The following is a 20,674-nucleotide window of genomic DNA, read 5'->3' as shown; positions in this document are numbered from 1 at the left end:
AGTCCCATGTCCGTTTATCAGTCCGCTCCCACGCTGGAGCAAGCGGCCATTACGGCCAAGGATTTCAACTTTTGGTACGGTGACTTTCATGCGCTGACGGGGCTCGACCTCAACATCGCCAAAAACGCCATCACCTCCTTCATTGGCCCTTCGGGCTGCGGTAAGTCGACGTTTTTGCGCTGCATCAACCGCATGAATGACCTGATCGAGGGTACGCGCGTCGAGGGCACCATGACGCTCGACGGCAACGATATCTATGCCGAGGGCGTCGACCCGGTCGACCTCCGTCGCCGCGTGGGCATGATTTTTCAGCAGCCCAACCCGTTTCCAAAATCCATCTACGAGAATGTCGCCTTTGGCCCTCGTCTGCAGGGCGTGACTAGCAAAAGCGACCTCGATGACATCGTGGAAGAATCGCTCAAGCGCGCCAACCTCTGGAAAGAGGTATCCAATCAGCTCAACAAGGATGGTTTGGCGCTCTCGGGCGGTCAGCAGCAGCGTCTGTGCATCGCGCGCGTGCTTGCGGTGCAACCCGATGTCCTTCTGATGGACGAGCCCTGCTCCGCCATCGATCCCACATCCGTCTCTAAGGTCGAGGATCTGATGGCCGAGCTGGCGCCCGAGATGACGATCATCATCGTCACGCATTCAATGCAGCAGGCAGCTCGTATCAGCGACTACACCGCATTCTTCTTGCAGGAAGTTGCCGGCGAGCCCGCCACGCTCATCGAGTATGGTCAAACCGACGCGATCTTCACCAGCCCGGTGGACTCGCGGACGGAAGACTATATCACCGGCCGCTTTGGCTGATCGGTGCGACTAGTCCCAAGCCGATCGGACCTGGTCCGGTGCGTATTCACTGTGCGGGCGGCATGACCGCACCCAACTGATTGGAGTGAACCATGCGTAAACTGTTTTCCCGTCAGCTCATCGAGGCCCGCCACGAGATGCTGAGCATCTACGAGGCCGTCGATCTGGCCCTCCACGATGCCGTTAAGGCCTATGCGACCGACGACCGCAAGCTCGCCACCAAGACCAAGAAGCGCACGCTTTCGATTGACGCGCGCTGCGCCAACTTGGAGGCCGTGTGCTACAACCTGATCGCCACGCAGTCGCCGGTCGCCTCCGACTTCCGCTTGCTGCAGACGATTATCTACGTCGACTTTAACCTGCAGCGCATGACCGATAAGGTCCGTCAGATCTGCCGTGCCACGCGTCATATGATCAAGGCCGACATCTCGCTGCCCCAGGAGCTCGTCGGTACGGTTGAGGCCGAGGCCGAAGCTGTTTACCAGGTGCTGGGCTCTTCGCTTTCTGCGCTCGTCACCAATGACATGTCCATCATCTGCAACTTGGCCGTCGAGGACGAGCCGGTGCACGCCGCCTACGAGAAGTTCTTCCGCACCTTTAACCGTATGGATACGGGCGACTTTATGGACGACGACAGCAACTATGACGACCTGCGCCGCGCTATCATGGTTTCGCGCTACCTCGATCGCATCGCTTCGATTTCCATCGATGCCGCTTGCCGTCTGACCTTCCTGTTGACTGGTCAGCGTATGAACGCCGGCGATATCGCCCGTGTGGACGAGGATGAGCTCGAGAGCATGCGCGTGCCTTCGGGCGAGGGTGTTATCATGAGGCCCGCCGTCGACGCTCGCTACGTTGCCAAGGTGCCCGCTAACGAGGTCAGCGAGGGTCTTCGCTACCTGCTCGATCATCTTGAGGACGAGGACGATGGCGAGGACGACGAGGAGTAAGTGACCCCGTTCGTCGAAAGATTGTAAATACCTAAGTGAGCGCGGCCTTGCACATGCGGGGCCGCGCTCTTGCGTTAGCATGGGACTACTTGTTTGGCTGTCAGCGGAGGCGATTAGCAATGGATAACTATTTGGACTTGATGCGCGCTCGCCGCGAGCAGATTCTGGAACGTTTTTATGCGGCGCTCGATCGCGCGGGCCGCCCCCACGACGCCGCGCGCCTCATTGCCGTGTCCAAGACCGTTGGTGTCGATGAGACCGTTGCCGCCATCCAGACGGGGTATCGCAATTTTGCCGAGAACCGCCCGCAGGAGCTGGTTCGCAAGCTCACGGGTCTGGCGGAGCATCCGGAGCTGCCCGAGGTGCGCTTCGATATGATCGGCAACCTGCAGACCAATAAGATCAATGCAGTGCTGGGCTCAGCCGAGCTGATTCACTCGGTGGGTTCGCTGCATCTGGCGCAGGCGATCTCGAGCCGTGCTGTCCGCAAGATTGAGGCAGGCGAGCTCGCCGGCCCCCAGTGTGTGCTCATCGAGGTCAATGTGAGTGGTGAGGAGTCGAAGGGAGGCTTTTCGCCCGATGAGATTCGCGCCGCCGCGGGTGAGCTTGCGGAACTTGAGGGAATTTGCGTACAGGGGCTTATGACTATGGCGCCCCGGGGGAATAAGGATGTGGCACGCCGCACCTTTGCGGGGCTTCGTGAGCTGAGGGATGAGCTGGAGGCGGCGCATCCCGATTTGAACCTGCCTGAGCTTTCCTGCGGCATGAGCGAGGACTTTGAGCCTGCCCTTGAGGAGGGCTCTACGCTCGTTCGCCTGGGCAGGGTAGTATTTAGCCCGGAGTTTGCAGTAAAATAAGGCTCTGAAGTGCGCACTGATTATCGGGGTGCCTGCACTAAACCGCGAGAGGACACAACCATGGGCTTCCTTGACGAGATTAAAAATAAGATGCACCTGGGCGGCCAGCAGGGTTACGACCAGGGTTATGGCCAGGACGACGACTACGGCTACGATGACGGCTATGACGATAGTTATCAGGGCAACGGCTACAGCGGTGCTTCGGGCGAGGGCTTCTACACCCAAGACGAGCCGAGCAACGGCCTGCTTGGCCAGACGCGCCGCGGTGAAGCTGAGTCGGTTGCCGTGTATACGCGCTCCGGTCAGCTTGTCGGCGATGACTCCCGTCATGCCACGACGTATAACCCGCCTTCGCGCTCGCAGGACAGCGTTGCGAGCGGTTATCGTCCTGGTGCCTATGACACGCCGTCGAGCTACGCCGAGAACACCCGCGCCCGTGCCGCCGCTGCGCCCGCGCCTGCACCGAGCGATGCCTCGGCCTATGCGAGCAATATCATCAACGCCACGCCGCAGCTGCCGGCCTATGTCCTGCGCCCCGAGAGCTATGACGACGTGGAGACCGTAGTGCGCCGCGTTCGCACCAAGCAGCCTGTCGCACTGATTTTTGTGGGCGTACGCACCGAAGTTGCTAAGCGCGTCTTGGACTTCTCTTACGGCTTTGCCTGCGGTCTGGGTGCCACGGTCAAGGAGGTGGGCGACCGTGTGTTCATGGTGCTGCCCGCCGGCTGCGAGGTCAAAGATTCCGATCTCAAGAAGCTTCGTGCCGACGGCTACCTTAAGTAAAGACAAGACGAGGAGATTCCCATCAACATCTACACTATCGTCCAGCTGGTCAACACGCTGTTCAACTTCTATTCCACGCTCATTGTCGTCTACTGCTTTATGACGTGGATTCCCATGAAGCAGGGTGGTTTGCTTCAGGATATTGCTGCGGTGCTCGATAGCGTGTGCGGTCCGTGGCTCAACCTGTTCCGTCGTTTCATCCCGCCGATGGGCGGTATCGATTTTTCGCCGGTCGTTGCGATTATTGCGTTGCAGTTGGTGCAGAGGCTGGTTCTGCAGCTTCTTATAGGTATACTCGTATAGAACTGACTTAGTAACTTACGTCGGGCGTATAGCGCCGAGGCGATGAAAAAGGAGACTTGTTATGGCTATTACCCCTGCAGACATCCAGGCTCAGACTTTCTCTGAGGCCAAGCGTGGCTACGATCCCGCCGAGGTCGACGTCTTCTTGGAGACGCTGTCCTCCGAGGTTGACGCTATGCTCGCTAAGATCGTCGACCTTAAGGGTCGCCTGACTGCTACCGAGCAGCAGCTTGCCGATGCGCAGGCTCAGCTTGCCCAGGCTCAGGATGCCACCGCCCAAGCCGTTCCTGCCGCCCCCGTGGCTGCTCCCGCCCCTGACTTCTCCGCTCAGGAGCGCCAGATTTCCGCTGCCCTGATCGCTGCCCAGCAGACCGCTGAGACCATCGTCAACGATGCCAACGAGAACGCTGAGCGTATCCGCAACGAGGCTGACGCTAAGGCCCGCGAGGTTATCCGCCAGGCTCTGACCGAGAAGCAGGCCGAGCTCGAGGAAATCGATCGTCTCAAGGCTTCCCGCGAGGAGTTCAAGGCCGAGTACCTCAAGCTCATCCAGCACTTCATGGACGATGCCCAGAACTCCTTCCCGGCCGACCTCATGGCCTCCACGCCGGTCGGTTCTGCCGCTTCTCCTGCGGTGACTGTTCCCGCCGAGCCGCTGCCCGTCGCTGACCCGGTTGTCCCCGTGGCCGATCCCTTCGCCCCGATCGACAACTTTGCTGCCGACGACCTGGACTAGCATCAGAGCTACAATCTAGTGTCCTTAAGAGGAGCTCGCACCTGCGGGCTCCTTTTTTGTGGCTGTATACGGGTTGGGAAACAAAACGCCGAGCTCTGCATGCGATAGGACAGAACTCGGCGAAGGGCGCGTGGTAAAAGGTAGATTTTAAGGTATGTCTAAAACTACTTGAGGAGGAAGTTGGAGAGGGGAATAGTGCGGGCCTCGCGATGCTCGGGATCGGCGATGTGGTCGGCGGGATAGCCACAGACGAGCATGTGATAGGGATAGACGCACTTGGGCAGATTGAACTGCTCCTGTGCCACCTCAGGCTTAAAATGGCATACCCAGCACGTTCCCAGGCCCTGCTCGGTGGCCTCCATCATCATCTGGTCGCACACGATGGACGTATCGATTTCACTGGAATTCATCTGGTCATAAGGGCGCACCCAAGCATCATCGGTAACGCTGCAAATAAGGAAGACAAGCGGAGCTCCAAAGATAGACCCATCACGAGCAAACCGAGGCTGACAAGCAGCAGCCTTCTCCAACAGCTCAGGCGTATCCAGCACCATCACACGGGCTGGATGATTATTACAAGCAGAAGGAGCAATACGCCCAGCCTCAACAATGGCATCCACCACAGCCTGCTCAACAGAACGGTCCTCAAACTCGCGACAAGAATACCGACCACGAGCCAGATCCAAATAAGACATACAAGCCCTCCTAAAATTAAAAATCAAACAAACCAAAAGTAACCCAAAGAGTACCCAAAGCAGCAATCAGCCAAACGCTCATCAAGGGCCAAAGTGTCCGAACGGATACCAAAGGTCCCTTCAGCCAAACCCCCATTGCGCTATAACTATCAGCCAAAGTTCCAATGGTGATATGTAAGGCGAAGGGCCGGCCACGGTTTACTTTCGAACGACTCTGCAAAGCAGCCGGAGTGAGAAAGCAAACCGTGGCCGGCCCTTCGCCGCCGGGACACGTACCCCCAATTAACTGTTCTTCATGACAATCGAATCCACGACATCGGCCACATTCTCGCAGCAGTCGGCGCAGTACTCCAGGAAGGCGTACACGTCACGCCAAGCGATGACCTCGAGCGGGTCCTTGCCGTTAACGTGCAGGTTACGCATGGCGTTGATATAGAGCTCGTCGGCCTCGGACTCGATGGTGTTGATCTGGATGACGAGCTCGCGCAGCGTCTTGGACTTGCGGTAGTTAGGCAGCTCGACCATCAGGTCCTTCATGGCGCGGCAGGCGTCGGTCACCTTGTGGGCGATGACGATGGCGTCGGGATGGATGCTCTGGATGTTGGTGAAGTAGACGCGCTGCACGACGCCCTCGATACGGTCGAGCACGGTGTCGAGCGAGCAGCTCATCAGGTCCAGGTCCTCGCGCTCAAGCGGGGTGATAAAGGCGGTGAGCAAGGCGTCTTCGAGCTCGTGGTGCTTCTTGTCGGCCGCATGCTCGATCGCGTGCATCTTGTCGAGCATATCGTGAATCTTTGCAGGATCGAAGTTCTCGAAAATCTTGGTGAGCAGCTCGGCGGCCTGGACGGCAAGGTCGGCGCAGGCGACGTAGTTGTCAAAGTAGAACGAATCGGGTTTCTTTGCCATGAGTGGGTCCTTTCGAGGCGAAGACGGGTGGGCGAGGTGTTACGGTCCGGATGGACGTTCGGTTTGACTAGATGAACATCATGAACAGCTTGGCCATGACAAAGCTGATGAGTCCACAGGCGGGGAAGGTGAAGAACCAGGTGAACATCATGTCCTTGACGACGCCGAAGTTGATGGCCGAGAGGCGTTTGACGGCACCGACGCCCATGATGGCGCAGGTCTTGATGTGCGTGGAGGACACGGGGATGCCGGTAAGGGTGGCAAGCAGCAGGTTCGCGGCGCCCGCCAGGTCGGCGGAGAAGCCCTGATACTTTTCGAGCTTGACCATGCTCTGGCCAACGGACTTGATGATGCGCTCGCCGCCCACGCTGGTGCCGATGCCCATGGTGGCCGAGCATAGCAGCATAATCCAGATGGGGATGCCGGCATCGCCGACGCTCGTCTGGCCGCTGGCAAAGGCCACGCCTAAAAAGAGCACGCCGATGAACTTCTGTCCATCCTGCGCGCCGTGCATAAAGCTCATGGCCGCAGCGCTCGCGATCTGAGCGTATTTAAAGAAGACATTGGCACGTCGCCTGTTGGCGGCGGCGAAAAGAATCGAGACGAGCTTGCACAGGACCCAGCCCATGACAAAGCCCAGACCGATGGAGAGCGCCAGGCCGTAGATGACCTTCATCCACTCGTGGACGTTGACGCTGCTCGCACCGCCGAGGGCGATGGCGGCACCGGTCAGGCCGGCGATAAGGCTGTGGCTTTGCGAGGTGGGGATGCCAAAACGCGACGCTGTGGCGCCGTAGACGACGATGGAGAACAGCGCCGCGCACAGACAGGCGAGCGCCATGGTGCTGTTTCCGCCAAAGTCGACAATATGGGAGATGGTGTTGGCGACGCTCGCGTTAAAGTGCGTCATGATGAGCACGCCAAGGAAGTTGAATGCGGCACTCATGAGAATAGCGGCGCGGGCGGGCATGCAACGCGTAGTGACGCAGGTCGCGATGGCGTTGGGTGCGTCGGTCCATCCATTGACGAAGATGGCGCCGAGCGCGAGGATCACGGTGACGGCAAGGACTGGGTTCGACACAAGTTGGCCGAGGAAGGTTGAGAACGTTACGTCCATATATGGGCTTTCTCGAAGTTTGCAGGCACGTTACAGAAACATGATAAATCGTATCACCTCCTGCGGGTTTCTTTACCGAGTTCTGATGGGAGCAGTGAATTTTTTGGCGCTAAAAATGAATATTAGCCCTGTTGACCGTGGGTGTTCTTTTTGCTAACACACCATGAGGACACGTGCGCGCGCCCCAACACCCCAAAACCACAACCTGTTCGCTTTACAACATGCAAACATGCGTTCGATAATAGGAGGCATGGAATATCGACAGACAGATGGCAAAACTCGGCGCGTGCACAAGCAGTATGTGGACGTCGTGGCTCGCATCCTCGCGGGCGGACAGGTCGTGCCGGTCACCGTCTGCTGGGTCGACGGTCGTTGCTTTACGATTGACGAGATTGTCTCGACCACTGGGTTTGGCCTGACGGTTCACGGCATTCGTACGGCAACCTATAAGGTGCGTTTTGGCGGGCACGCGACCGAGTTGTATCTGGAGGACCAGACGCGCGAGCGGGCGGACGGCTCGCAGGCACACGTGATGCGTTGGTGGGTTTGGGCGTTTGATCGTACGCTTGAGGGCGAGCGCCGTAGGTAAGGACGCACGGCGTTCGGGTACAATGGCAGGAATCTTGTCACCTGCTGCGCTGTCGTGGCGCTTTTTGAAAGGACGAAGCATGAACGATATTCAGGGCTATCAGAACGGCCCCGTCGAGACCGGCGCAAGTCGCGCCAAGGAGATGTCGCCGCGCGCGTACAATCTCGCCATATCTGCCCTGATCTTCTTGGGCTTTTGCGCCATGGGTGCCGGCGCCTACTTTACGAGCACCATGTCGTTTGCGCGCATGATGATGAGCGGCGCCGCCCTGCCACTGGTCTTTGGCTCGTTTATTTTAACCATCGTCGGCATGGTCATGATGTCGGCTGCTGCGGGCAAGCAGTCCGTGGGTCTGTCCCTTGTGGGCTACGTAATCTTTGCGAGTACCTTCGGCCTGACCGCGTCGTTTGGCCTTGCCAACTACGACCTGCCTACCATCAACACTGCCTTTATCGCCACGGCCGCCATCACCTTTGTCTTTGGCGCCTTGGGCGTGACGTTCCCCAAGTTTTTCCAGCGCGTATATGGCATCGGCTTTGGCATTCTGCTCGCCACTATTCTGGTTGAGATCGTGCTGATGTTCATGGGCGTCTCGCAGACCATCACCGACCTGATCGTGATCGTGGTGTTCGCCGGCTTTATTGGCTACGACACCTATGTTGCCACGACGGTGCCGCCCACGCTGCCCAATGCGGTGCTCATGGCGTCCAATCTGTTCGTGGACATTATCAACGTGTTCCTGCGCATCCTGAACATCCTCGGTCGTCGCGACTAGCGCGGGGGATTGCAGCGTTTCTTGTCGGACGCGGTAAAACGATGTGAAAGGCGGTCCTTCGGGGCCGTCTTTTTTGTACGCGGCGGGGTATCATGGATGGGAAAAGCCGATAGCGGCAGCGACAGGAAAGGTGGCCACGTATGGCAGACGTCGACAACAGGAACCGTAACCGCAGGTCCAACCGAGCGGGTCAGCCCAATCCCAAGCGCGAGGCCCGTGCCAAGGCCGCCGAGCGTCACGTGGCAACTGTGTCCGAAGCGTGCGCCAAGGATATCGAGCGTTCGCTTGCCGGTGTTCGCGAGTTTGACGGTATGCCTGCCGGCTTTGTCGCGGCGATGAAGGCCAAGGTTCAGAGTGCTGTGGCCGCCGAAGAGCAGGTCGCCGAGGACGTCGAGAACGCGGAGACTGCCGAGGTCGAGGCGGCGCCCGAGACCGAGGCGGCGCCCGAGCCCGTCGAGGAGCCTGCCGAGGAAATCGCCGAAGCTGAGTCCGCGCCTGCTGAGGAGCCCGCTCCGGTCCTGCCCGAGGTCACTGTGCTTGATGCCTCCGCCACGCAGGCAATCCTCGATAACGGTCGCGGCTATGCGCAGTTCTGCGACATGGCCGTGCTCGCCTTTGCCTCGTTTACCAATCCGGGCGGTGGATATATTCAGGGTTATCTGGGCCAGGAGGCCACGCTGTGCGCCGATTCGTATCTGTACAACGTTCTCGATAAGCAGCGTAAGTGGTACGGCGAGAACCGTCGCCGCAACATCAACTGCGAGCTCTATCGTAACCGCGCCCTGGTGGTGCCTGCGGTGCGCTTCGACCGCAACCACGTGCATGCATACGCCGACGTGATCGTGGCCGCCGCGCCCAACGTTAGGCGCGCCCGCCAGGAGTATCGCGTGAGCGACGATGCTCTTCTGGATGCCCTGCGCGACCGCATTCGCTTTGTGCTCGCCATCTGCGATGAGCTTGGTCGCGAGAAGCTCGTGCTGGGCGCTTGGGGCTGCGACAACAACGGCTTTGATGCCGAGGCCGTGGCCGAGCTCTTCCGCAAGGAGCTCGCGTCGGGCGACTTCAAGGTCAAGCAGGTCTTCTTTGCCGTGCCCTCTACGCGCTGGGACGAGGACTTCGCCAAGTTCGAGCACGTGCTGGCAAACTTCCCCGAGCGCAACGAGGAGTCCTATGCTCAGGTTGCCGCCCGCACCGCAGCCGCCCGTGCCGCCGAGCAGGCTCAGGCCGCTGCCGAGGATGACGAGGATGACGACGACTGGCGCAAGTACCTGTAAACGGTGCGCGTGATGCGATATACCGAGCCGACGGGGGCTGCTCCCGTCGGCTTTTTATTGAGTGGGGAGCTTACGATGAAAAACGTTCTATGCTTTGGTGACAGCAACACCTATGGTTACGATCCGGCGGGCATGCGCGACGGTACCGCGGTGCGCTATGCGCAGGATGTGCGCTGGTGTGGCGTGGTCCAACGTGACTTAGGCGAGGGCTGGCATGTAATTGAAGAAGGCCTCAACGGCCGCACGACGGTACGCGACGACATGTGCCATCTGGACACTAACCTCAACGGCATTCGCGCGCTTCCGATGCTGCTCGAGGCTCATAAGCCGCTGGACGCCATTGTGATCATGCTGGGCACCAACGACTGTAAGACGGTCTTTAACGTGACAGCTTCCGATATCGCCCGTGGCGCCATGGCGCTGATTCGCGCCGTCCGCGCGTTTCCGTGGACCGACGCTGCGCCTTGCCCGCGCATCCTGTTGATGGCTCCTATCAAGATCAAGCCGCAGATCGCCGATGTATATATGACCGATTTTGACGAGCGTTCCGTCGAGGCATCTGAACATTTTGGCGAGTACTATGCGCACGTGGCCGAGCAGTTTGGCTGCGACTTTTTGAATGCCGCCGAGTTTGCCGAGCCGGGCGATATCGACTATCTGCATATGATGCCCGAAAGCCACGAGAGCTTGGGACATGCCGTGGCAGCCAAGCTCCAAGAGATGCTCGGTGAGTAGCGCGACCCAAAGCGGTACAAAAGTTTCCCTTGCGGCGGCTTGTTTCGCTGCTTTGTCTTGATCTGTAACAGTTCCAAGGCCGGAAACGGGCTAGATGTTACAGATTAAGATTATTTAGGTCGATATCGGTTGTTTGTCTCGATCTGTAACATCTAGGGTCGATTTTGCCGAGTTACTGTTACAGATTGAGATTATCTTTTCAGCGGAATTTGAATGTCTCAATCTGTAACAGATGGGCAGAAAAATGGACTCTAACTGTTATAGATCGAGATGTTTGCGGGAACTACCACAAAGGTGCCTGTCCCCTTTGCGGTAGTTTTGGGCTGCGAATCTTAATACTGCCACATGTGATTAACGGGGCCGGAACCTTTGCCCATGTCAAAGCCGGCGGCGAGAGCGCCGGTTAGGTAGGCCTTGCCGGCGTTGACGGCGTCGGCAAGATCCATGCCCTGTGCTAATGCGCAGGCGATGGCGGACGAAAGCGTACAACCGGTGCCATGCGTGTTGCCGGTCTCGATGCGCTTGTGGCGGAACCATGTGGTGAGCGGATCGCCCAGGTGGTTACCCTCGTCATCGAGTGGCGCGGGCTCTGCTAGCACATCGTTGGCCTCGTTGACAAAATGCCCGCCCTTAACGAGGGACGCGCAGCCAAAGCGGCGGGTGAGGAGCATGGCGGCGTTTTGCTGCGTGCGCTCGGAATCGACCTCGTAGTCGAGCAACGCCATGGCCTCGGGAATGTTGGGCGTGATGACGGTCGCCAGCGGGAACAGGCGACGCGTGAGCGCCTCGGCGGCATCCTCGGCAATGAGGCGAGCGCCCGAAGTGGCGACCATAACGGGGTCGACGACCACGTTGGTTGCGTTCCATGCGCTCAGGCGGTCGGCGATAACTTCGATAATCTCGGTGGACGAAACCATGCCGATTTTGACCGCGTTGGGGCGAATATCGTCAAAGACGGCGTCAATTTGCGCAGCGACGATATCGGGAGAGATATTCTGCACGGCGGTGACGCCGAGCGTGTTTTGTGCGGTGATAGCGGTGATGGCTGTCTCGGCATACAGGCGGTGCGCCGTGATGGTCTTGATGTCTGCCTGAATGCCGGCGCCACCGCTGGAATCGGATCCTGCGATGGATAGAACGGCGGGTACCTTGCTGCGATCCATGTTCGCTCCCTTGTCCGGTCGGATTCAAATGGGTCTTTTACCCCGCATTATAAAGATGCCCGGGCCGGCTGTATTCCGAACCCGGGCGGGCGATGCAATCTTTACGCAAATGCAGGCAAATGTTCACAAGTTAACAATTGGCAGGTGCTGCGGTGAGCCTATAGGCGATCGCGGCGAATCGCGGCGATAAGGCTAGTCCTCCATGCCGAGGTCGATCGTCGTGCCTTCGAACACCTTGTTAACGGTACGGACGGCACACATCTTGCCACACATGGTGCAAGTGCCCTCGGTGGCAGCGGGTGACTCCTCGTAGCGCTTCTTGCCCGTAACTGGGTCGAGAGCACACTCCCACATGGCATCCCAGTCGAGCTTGCGGCGTGCCTGGCCCATCTTGTCGTCCATGTCGCGGGCGTGTGGCACCTTCTTGGCGATGTCGGCGGCGTGTGCGGCGATCTTGGTGGCCATGAGGCCGTCGAGCACATCCTGGGCGTTGGGCAGGCACAGGTGCTCGGCAGGCGTCACGTAGCACAGGAAGTCGGCACCGGAGCTGGCGGAGATGGCGCCACCGATGGCGGCGGTGATGTGGTCGTAGCCCACGCCGATATCGGTCACCAGCGGCCCGAGCACATAGAACGGGGCGTTGTGGCACAGACGCTTCTGCAGCTTCATATTGGCGGCAATCTCGTCGAGCGCCATGTGGCCCGGGCCCTCGACCATGACCTGGACGCCGGCGGCCCAGGCGCGCTTGCACAGCTTGCCCAGCTCGATCATCTCGGCGGTCTCGGTGGCGTCGTTGGAGTCGTAGAGACAGCCCGGGCGGCAGGAGTCGCCGAGCGAGATCGTCACATCGTACTCGTGGCAGATCTCGAGCACCTCGTCGTAAAACTCGTAGAAGGGGTTCTCGTTGCCGGTGACCTCCATCCAGCCAAACAGCAGCGAGCCGCCGCGGCTGACGATGTTCATCAGGCGGCCGGTCTCCTTAAAGGTCTTGATGACCGATTTGTTGATGCCGCAGTGGATGGTCATAAAGTCCACGCCATCCTCGGCGTGTGCGCGCACGACCTCGAGCAGGTCGTCCTTGGTAAGCTTGACCAGCGGCTTTTCCATGTAGCCGATGGCGTCGTACATGGGCACCGTGCCCACCATGAGCGGCGTCTCGTCGATGAGCTGCTGGCGGAACTGGCGCGTCTTGCCCGAGTTGGAGAGGTCCATGATGGCGTCGGCGCCAAAGTCCTCGGCGATCTTGACCTTCTTCCACTCCTCGGCGGCATCGGCCTTGTCGCCCGAGATGCCCAGGTTGATGTTGACCTTGGTGGCCAGGCCCTCGCCGACACCAAAGGCGCGCATGCCCTTTTTGATATGCACGATGTTGGCGGGAATGGCGATGCGACCGTCGGCCACGCGCTCGCGGATGTACTCGGGGTCGCGATGCTCGCGCTCGGCGACCTCCTTCATCTGCGGTGTGATCTGCCCGGCGCGGGCGAAGTCGATTTGTGTGACGAGCTTGGGCTCGGTCTGTGTGCTCATTGGCACGGCTCCCTTCGTTGGCATTACCCATATCAGGTTTGCGGGTCAGGGCGGGCGCGCCCAATCTCAGCCTGTCGTCTTGTCCTGCAAGCTCCCCGTTATGTCATGGGCTCAAGTATAGCCTGAATGGGTACGATTGGGCCAACGAGCGTGCCTGTGGGGAGGCGAACATGGAAGACAAGCATCTATATCGAGAGACGCAATGGGATGTATCGGCCGAGGAAAGCCGTGCGCACCATGGCCTTGTCGCGATTGGCTTTGCGGTGCTTGCCGTGCTGGTGATTGCCTTTTGTATCTGGACGTATGGTGGTCGCGGCGGCGCTGCCTGGGAGTTTGAGGCCGACGATGCCCTGCCGATCATGACGGTGAAGGTCGCTGGTGGTAACACGGTGGCCGCGCCGGGCGACTATTGGTATCCGCGCGACGAGTTTGTGCAGCTGCAGCTGAGCGGTGGCTCCATTCCTGGTGAAGAGATCGAGCGCGTGACCTTCGATGCGTCGCTTAAGACGCTGTCGGTCGAGCTCAAAGATCAGGGGGACGTTCCCACGACCATGGACATTGCGCTGACGGAATGGCGCCTGGAGCCTCCGACGGGTGTTGCGGTGTCCGAGGTTGAGCATGTCAAGATTACCTATCAGGACGGCTCGACAAATGAAATTACCAAAGCCGACGGCTTGGCGGAATAGACGCCGTGCCTAGGCGGCACATTCAAAGGTAGCGGTGATCCTACAAGGTCTGTTCGTTCAGGAAGACCAAAGTGTTTTTATTTGAAAGCTCGGGAAAGTGGCGATAACCAACGTCGAACGCGGTGAGCCCGCTTACATCCTCGAGCTTGTTTTCTGCCATCCAGCGCACCATGGAGCCGCGTGCCTTTTTGCTGGCGGTCGAGCGCTGGATGGGCTTGCCGTTGCGGATGCCTTCGCCAAAGAGGCATGTGACGACCGTGGCATCGGTGGTGAGGCGGGGCAGAACGGCTTTGGCGTATTCCGCGCTGGCGAGGTTGACGATCGTAGCGTTGGAGCCTGCCGGAGCGATGGCCCGTGCGAGCTTGTCGCCCCAAAACGCATAGAGGTCTCGGGCATCGTCGACGGCAAGCTTCGCGCCCATCTCCAGCCGATACGGTTCAACGGCATGAAAGGGGCGTACGCATCCGTAAAGGCCCGATAGGATCCACAGATGGTCTTGCAGCCATGCGAGCTGCGCGGAATCCATCACCTCGGGTGCCATGCTCTGGTATTGAATGCCGTGATAGGACATGACGGCAGGGGAGAGGTGACGGGCGAGTGCGGGATTGTCGAGATCGCCGTTTTTCAGGATGGGCCCAAACTCATGCAGGGTGTTGAGGCAAGGCCCCAGCAGTTTGTCGCTCACGTTCCAGAGCGCCTGCAGACCTCCGCTGCCTTCATTCCGCTCGATATCTAGCAGTGCGCGGTGGAGGCGAGCCGTCTCGTGCGCAAAAGGTGGAATGCCCAGGACTTCAAAAGCATCTTGGGCCGCACGCATCTGCTTGGCGGGCGAAATGATGACCTGCAGCATGGACTCTCCTCTGCCAAAAAGGAAGTTGCGGTGGAATACGGCCTGTTTTGGCCGTTTATGGGCCAGTTTAGTCCGTATTTCACCGCAACTGATGAAGGGTTGGTTAGGCGCGCTCGATGAAGGCCTTGTAGCCGCGATAGGCCTCGTAGATATCGGCCTTGTTGGCGACCTCCCACAGGGCGTGCATGGACAGGACGGCAACGCCGGAGTCGATGACGTTCATGCCATACTCGGCCATGATGTAGGCGATGGTGCCGCCGCCACCCGCGTTGACGCGGCCGAGCTCGCAGGTCTGGAAGTCCACGCCTGCCTCGTCCATGATGTCGCGGATGAGAGCGACGTACTCGGCGTCGGCGTCGTTGGAGCCGCCCTTGCCACGGCTGCCCGTGTATTTGTTAAAGCACAGGCCGCGACCCATAAAGGCGGCGTTCTTGGTCTCGAACTTGCCGGCGTAGCCCGGGTCGAAGCCGGCGGACACGTCAGAGGAGAGCATGCGGCTGCGGGCGAGTGCGCGGCGCAGGGCCAGCGGGCTGCTCTCGCCGGCGAGCGTCATGATCTCGGCGACGGTGTTCTCGAAGAAACGGCTCGTCATGCCGGTGGCGCCCACGGAGCCGATCTCCTCCTTGTCGACGATGAGCGTGATACTCGTGCGCTCCACGTTGGCGACGTTGATCTGGGCGAGCATGGACGGATAGGCGCAGACACGGTCGTCGTGGCCATAGCCCAGAATCATGGAGCGGTCGAGGCCCATGTCACGGGCGGGGCCGGCGGGCACGACCTCGATCTCGGCGGAGAGGAAGTCCTCCTCCTCGACGTCGTACTGCTCCTTGAGGATATCCAGGAACATCTGCTTGACGGGCTCCTTGGGAGCGTCCTTGTCGTCCTCGTCAAACTTGACGGGGCGGCCGCCCACGATCACGTCGAGGATCTCGGCGTCGACGGCGTCCTTGGCGGGCTTGGCCATCTGCTCGCTCGAGAGGTGGATCAGCAGGTCGGAGATGGTAAAGACCGGGTCGTCGGCCTTGTCACCGATGTTGATGTCGACGGTGGTGCCGTCCTTTTTGCAGATGACGCCCACGAGTGCGAGCGGGGAAGCGACCCAGTGGTAGCTCTTGACGCCGCCATAGTAGTGCGTGTCGAGATAAGCCATGTCGCCGGCCTCGAAGGCGGGGTTCTGCTTGAGGTCCAGGCGCGGCGAGTCAATGTGGGCGCCCAGGATGTTAAAGCCCTGCTCAAGCGGGGCACAGCCCAGGTTGACGAGCATGAGGTCCTTGCCGTGGTTGGCGGCGTACACCTTGTCGCCTGCCTTGAGCGCGCGGCCCTCGGCGATCACGGTCTCCAGATTGACGTAGCCCGCCTCCTCGGCCATCTTGATACCGGCCTTGACGCACAGGCGCTCGGTCTTGTTCTCACTCAAAAACTGCTTATAGCCGCGGCAAAGCTCCTCGAGCTCCTCGATCTGCTGTGGCGTGTACTTTTTCCATGCGCTGGGACGCTCCATGACGCAGGCTCCTTTCGGATCGATCGTGCTGGTTGATGTACCGTGAGCCATCGTATCACGCGCGGGCCCGCGGCGGCAGGGAAGCCTGATGTGCGGTGGCCGCGGGGCGGGGAGCGTGTAAACTGGTGTGAGCAAACCGTGCCCAGCCCAAAGCGAGGTATTCAATATGTCTGAAAAGCGCCGTACCTTTGCCGTCATCGACGGCAACTCGCTCATGCATCGCGCCTTCCACGCCGTGCCGCCGACCATGAACGCGCCGGACGGTCGCCCCACCAACGCGATCTTTGGTTTTCTGAACATGTTCCTCAAGATGATCGATGCCTTTAATCCCGACGGCGTTGTCGTGGCGTTTGACAAGGGCAAGCCGCGCGTGCGTATGGAGATGCTGCCGCAGTACAAGGCGCAGCGCCCGCCCATGGACCCCGACCTGCACGCGCAGTTCCCCATGATCAAGGAGCTGCTCGCCGCGCTCAACGTGCCCATTTTGCAGTCCGAGGGCTGGGAAGGCGACGATATCCTGGGAACCATGGCGCGCCTGGGCGAGGAGGCCGGCTGCGACATGCTGCTGGTGACCGGCGACCGCGACATGTATCAGCTCGTGACCGAGCACGTCAACGTGGTCTCGACTCGCAAGGGCCTGTCCGACGTGGCGATCATGACGCCCGAGAGCGTGGACGACCTGTATCACGGCATCACGCCGGCGCTCGTGCCCGATTTTTACGGTCTGAAGGGCGATACGTCGGACAACATTCCCGGCGTACCGGGCATCGGCCCCAAAAAGGCGAGTGCGCTCATCGCGCAGTACGGCAGCCTTGACGAGGTCATCGCGCATGCTGACGAGGTCAAGGGCAAGATGGGAGAAAACCTGCGCGCACACATCGACGACGCGCTGCTGAGCCGTAAGGTGGCGACCATCCGCACCGATGCGCCCGTTGAGCTCGATTTTGAGGCGACGTCCTTCCCGGCGTTTTCCGCCGATGAGGTTTCCGCGGCGCTGGGCACGCTTGGTATCACCGCCATGCAGAACCGTTTCTTGGCGCTGATCGGCGGCGAGGGCGGGGCAGCTGCCAGCACGTTTGAGATCCCCGCCGTTTTGCGCGCAGCCGCCGGCGATGCTGGCGCGCTTGGTGCCGTTGCGGCTGAGGTCTCCCGCGTGATTGATGCCGGCGAGTGGGTCGCCGCCGTGGTGGACGATGACAAGGAAGAGGGCGCGCTCTTTGGGCTGACGCGCACGCTGTGGTTGGCGACGTCCAAGGGCCTGTTTGCGCTCGAGGAGGGCGACAGCGGTGCGGCGGCTGAGGTTGAGGGCTTCAACTTCGCCCACGGCGTGATTGCCGGCGTGCTCGCGCGTCTGTTTATGGAAGGCCGTGTGGCGAGCCCGGATATGAAGGCGCTTCTGCATGAGCTTTCGCCCATCGATTCTTCTGAGCTCGAGCTCATGGATCCGCTGGCAGTCGATTCCACGCGCATCTTCGATACCGTTGTTGCCGCCTACCTGTTGGATTCCGACCGCTCCGAGTTTGACGAGGTGTATCTGGCCGATACGTATCTGCAGATGGCGCTGCCTGCGGCGCGCGGCGCAGAGGGTGCTGGCGAGGACGCTCCTGCGCCCGCCGCTCGCACGGCGGCCTTGACGCTGGCGCTGGTTGCACCGCTGCGTGACCGCATGGCCCGCGAGAACGCCGCCAACGTGTTCGATGGGATCGAGATGCCGCTCGTGCCGGTGCTTGCCAAGATGGAGCGCGCGGGCATGCTCGTGGACCCCGACCGCCTGCACAGTCTGTCCGAGGGCCTGGCGACCCAGATTGCCGATGTCGAGCGCAGCATTCGCGACCTGGCCGGCGACGAGACCTTTAACATCGGCAGCCCCATGCAACTCTCGCACGTGCTGTTTGATGTTATGGGACTTCCGACCAAGGGCCTCAAAAAGACCAAGCGCGGCTACTATTCGACCAACGCCAAGGTGCTGAGCGACCTTGCCCGCGACCACGAGATCGTGCGCCTGATTTTGGACTGGCGTGAGAAGTCCAAGATTAAGTCGACCTATCTGGACACGCTGGGCCCGCTGCGCCGTGGTGACGGGCGTGTGCACACCACGTACAACCAGACCATCACCGCGACGGGGCGTTTGTCTTCGAGCGACCCCAATCTGCAAAACATTCCGACGCGCTCGGAGCTGGGGCGTACCGTCAAGACGGCGTTCTCGGCGGGCGAGGGCAGCGTCTTTTTGGCGGTGGACTACTCGCAGATCGAGCTGCGCCTGCTCGCGCATCTTTCGGGTGACGAGCACCTGGTGCGCGCCTTCAACGAGGGCGAGGACTTCCATGCCGAGACGGCCGCGCGCGTATTTGGCGTGCCGGTGTCCGAGGTGACACCCGACCTGCGTAGCCGCGCCAAGGCCGTGAACTTTGGCATCGTGTACGGTCAGCAGGCCTATGGTCTGTCGCAGTCGCTGCACATCTCGATGGCCGAGGCGCGCGATATGATCGATCGCTACTACGAGGCCTACCCGGGTGTGCGCACGTTCCTCGACAATGTGGTGGCGCGAGCCAAGCAGACGGGCTATGCCGAGACCATGTATGGCCGCAGACGCCATATTCCCGAGCTCAAGGCCAAAAACCCACAGCTCCGCGGCTTTGGTGAGCGCACGGCCATGAACCACCCCATGCAGGGCACCGCCGCCGACATCATCAAGATCGCCATGGCCCGCGTAAGCCGTCGCTTGGAAGAAGGCTTTGCCGCCCACATGATCCTGCAGGTACACGACGAACTGGACTTTGAGTGCCCCGTCGACGAAGTCGAGCGCCTCACCGCCATGGTCCGCGACGTCATGGAACACGTAGTAGACCTCCGCGTACCGTTGATCGCCGAAGCCAGCACCGGCATAACCTGGGCCGACGCGAAATAGGGAAGCACTCCGTAAGGCAAGCTCGCCCAAGACGCAAGCCCCCACATACTTAAGATTTGGGACAAACACTACTGATTAATTTGTCCCACAGTAACCAAAACAGAGGGGAGCCCCTTCCAACAAGGGGCTCCCCTCTGCTCAAATCATTTCAGCTAAGTATCTAGACACTCAAGACGCCATCTTGGCGGCAGGAAAGTAAACCTAGGACCTGGCCGGGCGGCGCGGATTAGTTTTTCGTAGATTCCGCACGAGCCGGAAAGCACTTAATGTGCTTTCCGAGCGAGCCCAGGACCTGACCGAACGAAAAACTAATCCGCGCCGCCCGGCCAGGTCCGACGAGCCACGTTACCGAGCCGCCAGGATGGCGTCGATGAGCGTCAGTACGCCCCCGTCGTTGTTGCTCGGAATGCGCCACTTGGCATGCGCGTTCATGTGCTCCTCGGCATTGTCCACGATAAAGCTATGCCCGACGCGCTCGAGCATGGGAATATCGTTGTAGGTGTCGCCCACGGCGGCGGCGTCGGCGATATCGATGCCCAGGTGGTCGCACAGGTGCGCGATGCCCGACCCCTTGTCGACGCCCAGGTTCATGAAGTCGATCCACTCGCGCCCGGCGTTGGTGACGTAGAGCTTGTCCGAGAACTCGGGGCTGTAGTCCTCGCGAAACGCTGGCTCGGCATCGTAGGCGGGGAAGAAGATCGAAATCTTGTTGGACTCGATATCAAGGCCCTCAAAGCTATCGACGTAGTTGATCGTGTTGTAGTACACGCTGATCTCGTCGTGGTACTGATGGTCGCGGGCGAGCACATAGAACTCGTCGTAGCAGCACAAGACGGGAACGGCACGCGGGTCCTCCGAGGCACGGGCGAGCACCTGCTGATACAGCGCCACATCGATGTTGCTCTTATAGATATAGCTGCCGCGATAGATGACGCAGGCTCCGTTGTCGGGACAAAAAGCAAGGCGGTTCTTAATGCTCTCGAACATTTCCTCGAGTTTGGGGGCGGGGCGTCCGCTGGCGGGGCAGAATACAATGCCTGCGTCGGCGAGCTTGTCCAGGCGCTCATCAAGACCCTGCGGCAACACGCGCTTGTCGGTGAGCAGCGTCTTGTCCATGTCGACGGCGAGAATCTTAATGCTTCCGATATTGGTGTCCGATTCGTAAGTTTGCATAAAAGCGCGCCTTTCGTTTCGAAATTGTTTCAGACGTTATAACCATCAACCAGTAACTGAGCGTATTGTCGCAGGAACGGAGCGTATTTGCACCACGCTTCACAAAGTAATGAAAAAACTTTTCAGAAATTTGAATTTGTCGCTTGTGCTGCGGGCACTTTAGCGTAATATAGCGACCATCGAAAACGGAGACGGAAATACAACCGCTTACCGAAGAAAAGGTACCGTTTACGATATTAGAATTGCGCCCGGCGATAGGTGAAAGGAGAGGCAGATGCAGTTCGTAAAGATCATCACCACTGCAGATAATGCCATCCGACGCCAGCGCGCAATTTC

At 59.9% G+C, this 20,674-nt stretch carries 20 protein-coding genes and 1 riboswitch; of the genes, 12 read left to right on the top strand and 8 right to left on the bottom strand.

Features of this window, described 5'->3' with window-relative positions:
* Positions 1-6 precede the first annotated feature (6 nt).
* The 6 genes from pstB (at position 7) to DW892_RS04130 (ending at position 4,439) form a co-directional block, all read left to right on the top strand.
* Positions 7-810, top strand: a complete 804-nt coding sequence (gene pstB / locus DW892_RS04155; protein WP_089571588.1) for a phosphate ABC transporter ATP-binding protein PstB — start codon at positions 7-9, stop codon at positions 808-810.
* Between the two features lie 92 nt (positions 811-902).
* Entirely contained in the window at positions 903-1,760 is an 858-nt protein-coding gene (locus DW892_RS04150; protein ID WP_117765897.1) for a PhoU domain-containing protein, read from the top strand.
* A 119-nt stretch (positions 1,761-1,879) separates the two neighbouring features.
* Positions 1,880-2,617 carry a YggS family pyridoxal phosphate-dependent enzyme gene (locus tag DW892_RS04145; RefSeq protein ID WP_055251689.1) on the top strand — a complete coding sequence of 246 codons (738 nt, stop codon included), beginning with the start codon at positions 1,880-1,882 and terminating at the stop codon, positions 2,615-2,617.
* 60 nt (positions 2,618-2,677) lie between these two features.
* Positions 2,678-3,400: a cell division protein SepF gene (locus tag DW892_RS04140; protein ID WP_055251691.1), complete on the top strand. Its 723-nt coding sequence runs from the start codon at positions 2,678-2,680 to the stop codon at positions 3,398-3,400.
* Positions 3,401-3,415: 15 nt separating this feature from the next.
* Positions 3,416-3,703: a YggT family protein gene (locus DW892_RS04135; protein WP_040358293.1), complete on the top strand. Its 288-nt coding sequence runs from the start codon at positions 3,416-3,418 to the stop codon at positions 3,701-3,703.
* Between the two features lie 61 nt (positions 3,704-3,764).
* Positions 3,765-4,439, top strand: a complete 675-nt coding sequence (locus DW892_RS04130; protein ID WP_006234242.1) for a DivIVA domain-containing protein — start codon at positions 3,765-3,767, stop codon at positions 4,437-4,439.
* A 164-nt stretch (positions 4,440-4,603) separates the two neighbouring features.
* On the opposite strand, the gene DW892_RS04125 is transcribed toward DW892_RS04130, so the two are convergent.
* From DW892_RS04125 to DW892_RS04115, 3 genes are all read right to left on the bottom strand, one after another.
* Positions 4,604-5,134 (bottom strand): nitroreductase family protein, encoded by a 531-nt coding sequence (locus tag DW892_RS04125; protein WP_117765895.1) that lies wholly within the window; start codon positions 5,132-5,134, stop codon positions 4,604-4,606.
* 282 nt (positions 5,135-5,416) lie between these two features.
* Positions 5,417-6,040 carry a DUF47 domain-containing protein gene (locus DW892_RS04120; RefSeq protein ID WP_055251695.1) on the bottom strand — a complete coding sequence of 208 codons (624 nt, stop codon included), beginning with the start codon at positions 6,038-6,040 and terminating at the stop codon, positions 5,417-5,419.
* A gap of 67 nt (positions 6,041-6,107) precedes the next feature.
* Positions 6,108-7,157, bottom strand: coding sequence for an inorganic phosphate transporter (locus DW892_RS04115; RefSeq protein ID WP_055251696.1), 1,050 nt, complete (start codon positions 7,155-7,157; stop codon positions 6,108-6,110).
* A 250-nt stretch (positions 7,158-7,407) separates the two neighbouring features.
* Between DW892_RS04115 and DW892_RS04110 the strand changes: the two genes are divergently transcribed.
* The 4 genes from DW892_RS04110 to DW892_RS04095 all read left to right on the top strand — a co-directional run bounded on the left by DW892_RS04110 (position 7,408) and on the right by DW892_RS04095 (position 10,530).
* The gene (locus DW892_RS04110) at positions 7,408-7,746 is read left to right on the top strand and encodes a hypothetical protein (protein ID WP_147326358.1); all 339 of its coding nucleotides are present in this window, start codon (positions 7,408-7,410) and stop codon (positions 7,744-7,746) included.
* 79 nt (positions 7,747-7,825) lie between these two features.
* Positions 7,826-8,521, top strand: a complete 696-nt coding sequence (locus tag DW892_RS04105; protein WP_117786661.1) for a Bax inhibitor-1 family protein — start codon at positions 7,826-7,828, stop codon at positions 8,519-8,521.
* Positions 8,522-8,661: 140 nt separating this feature from the next.
* Positions 8,662-9,795 carry a TIGR02452 family protein gene (locus DW892_RS04100; protein ID WP_117765893.1) on the top strand — a complete coding sequence of 378 codons (1,134 nt, stop codon included), beginning with the start codon at positions 8,662-8,664 and terminating at the stop codon, positions 9,793-9,795.
* A 75-nt stretch (positions 9,796-9,870) separates the two neighbouring features.
* Positions 9,871-10,530, top strand: coding sequence for an SGNH/GDSL hydrolase family protein (locus DW892_RS04095; RefSeq protein ID WP_117584214.1), 660 nt, complete (start codon positions 9,871-9,873; stop codon positions 10,528-10,530).
* 332 nt (positions 10,531-10,862) lie between these two features.
* Here the strand turns inward: DW892_RS04095 and thiD are convergent, their stop codons facing one another.
* Together thiD and thiC are read right to left on the bottom strand one after the other, a co-directional pair.
* On the bottom strand, positions 10,863-11,693 hold the full coding sequence (gene thiD, locus DW892_RS04090; RefSeq protein ID WP_117765889.1) for a bifunctional hydroxymethylpyrimidine kinase/phosphomethylpyrimidine kinase: 831 nt from the start codon (positions 11,691-11,693) through the stop codon (positions 10,863-10,865).
* Between the two features lie 192 nt (positions 11,694-11,885).
* The gene (gene thiC, locus DW892_RS04085; RefSeq protein ID WP_117765887.1) at positions 11,886-13,220 is read right to left on the bottom strand and encodes a phosphomethylpyrimidine synthase ThiC; all 1,335 of its coding nucleotides are present in this window, start codon (positions 13,218-13,220) and stop codon (positions 11,886-11,888) included.
* Positions 13,212-13,328, bottom strand: a riboswitch (TPP riboswitch). It overlaps the preceding gene by 9 nt.
* 62 nt (positions 13,329-13,390) lie before the next feature.
* Between thiC and DW892_RS04080 the strand changes: the two genes are divergently transcribed.
* Positions 13,391-13,906: a hypothetical protein gene (locus DW892_RS04080; RefSeq protein WP_117765885.1), complete on the top strand. Its 516-nt coding sequence runs from the start codon at positions 13,391-13,393 to the stop codon at positions 13,904-13,906.
* A 40-nt stretch (positions 13,907-13,946) separates the two neighbouring features.
* Here the strand turns inward: DW892_RS04080 and DW892_RS04075 are convergent, their stop codons facing one another.
* Both DW892_RS04075 and DW892_RS04070 read right to left on the bottom strand, forming a co-directional pair.
* Positions 13,947-14,756, bottom strand: a complete 810-nt coding sequence (locus DW892_RS04075) for a YaaA family protein (protein WP_117765883.1) — start codon at positions 14,754-14,756, stop codon at positions 13,947-13,949.
* Positions 14,757-14,859: 103 nt separating this feature from the next.
* Complete coding sequence (locus DW892_RS04070) at positions 14,860-16,257, bottom strand: aminopeptidase (protein WP_117765881.1); 1,398 nt, start codon at positions 16,255-16,257, stop codon at positions 14,860-14,862.
* 166 nt (positions 16,258-16,423) lie between these two features.
* Between DW892_RS04070 and polA the strand changes: the two genes are divergently transcribed.
* Positions 16,424-19,165 (top strand): DNA polymerase I, encoded by a 2,742-nt coding sequence (gene polA / locus DW892_RS04065; RefSeq protein WP_117765879.1) that lies wholly within the window; start codon positions 16,424-16,426, stop codon positions 19,163-19,165.
* A gap of 345 nt (positions 19,166-19,510) precedes the next feature.
* On the opposite strand, the gene DW892_RS04060 is transcribed toward polA, so the two are convergent.
* Positions 19,511-20,338 carry a Cof-type HAD-IIB family hydrolase gene (locus tag DW892_RS04060; protein ID WP_117765877.1) on the bottom strand — a complete coding sequence of 276 codons (828 nt, stop codon included), beginning with the start codon at positions 20,336-20,338 and terminating at the stop codon, positions 19,511-19,513.
* Positions 20,339-20,674 lie beyond the last annotated feature (336 nt).

Origin of the sequence: Collinsella sp. AM40-7AC, assembly GCF_003468125.1 — a bacterium.
GTDB classification, from domain to species: Bacteria; Actinomycetota; Coriobacteriia; order Coriobacteriales; family Coriobacteriaceae; genus Collinsella; species Collinsella aerofaciens_O.
This window is presented reverse-complemented; position numbering and strand designations above follow the sequence as displayed.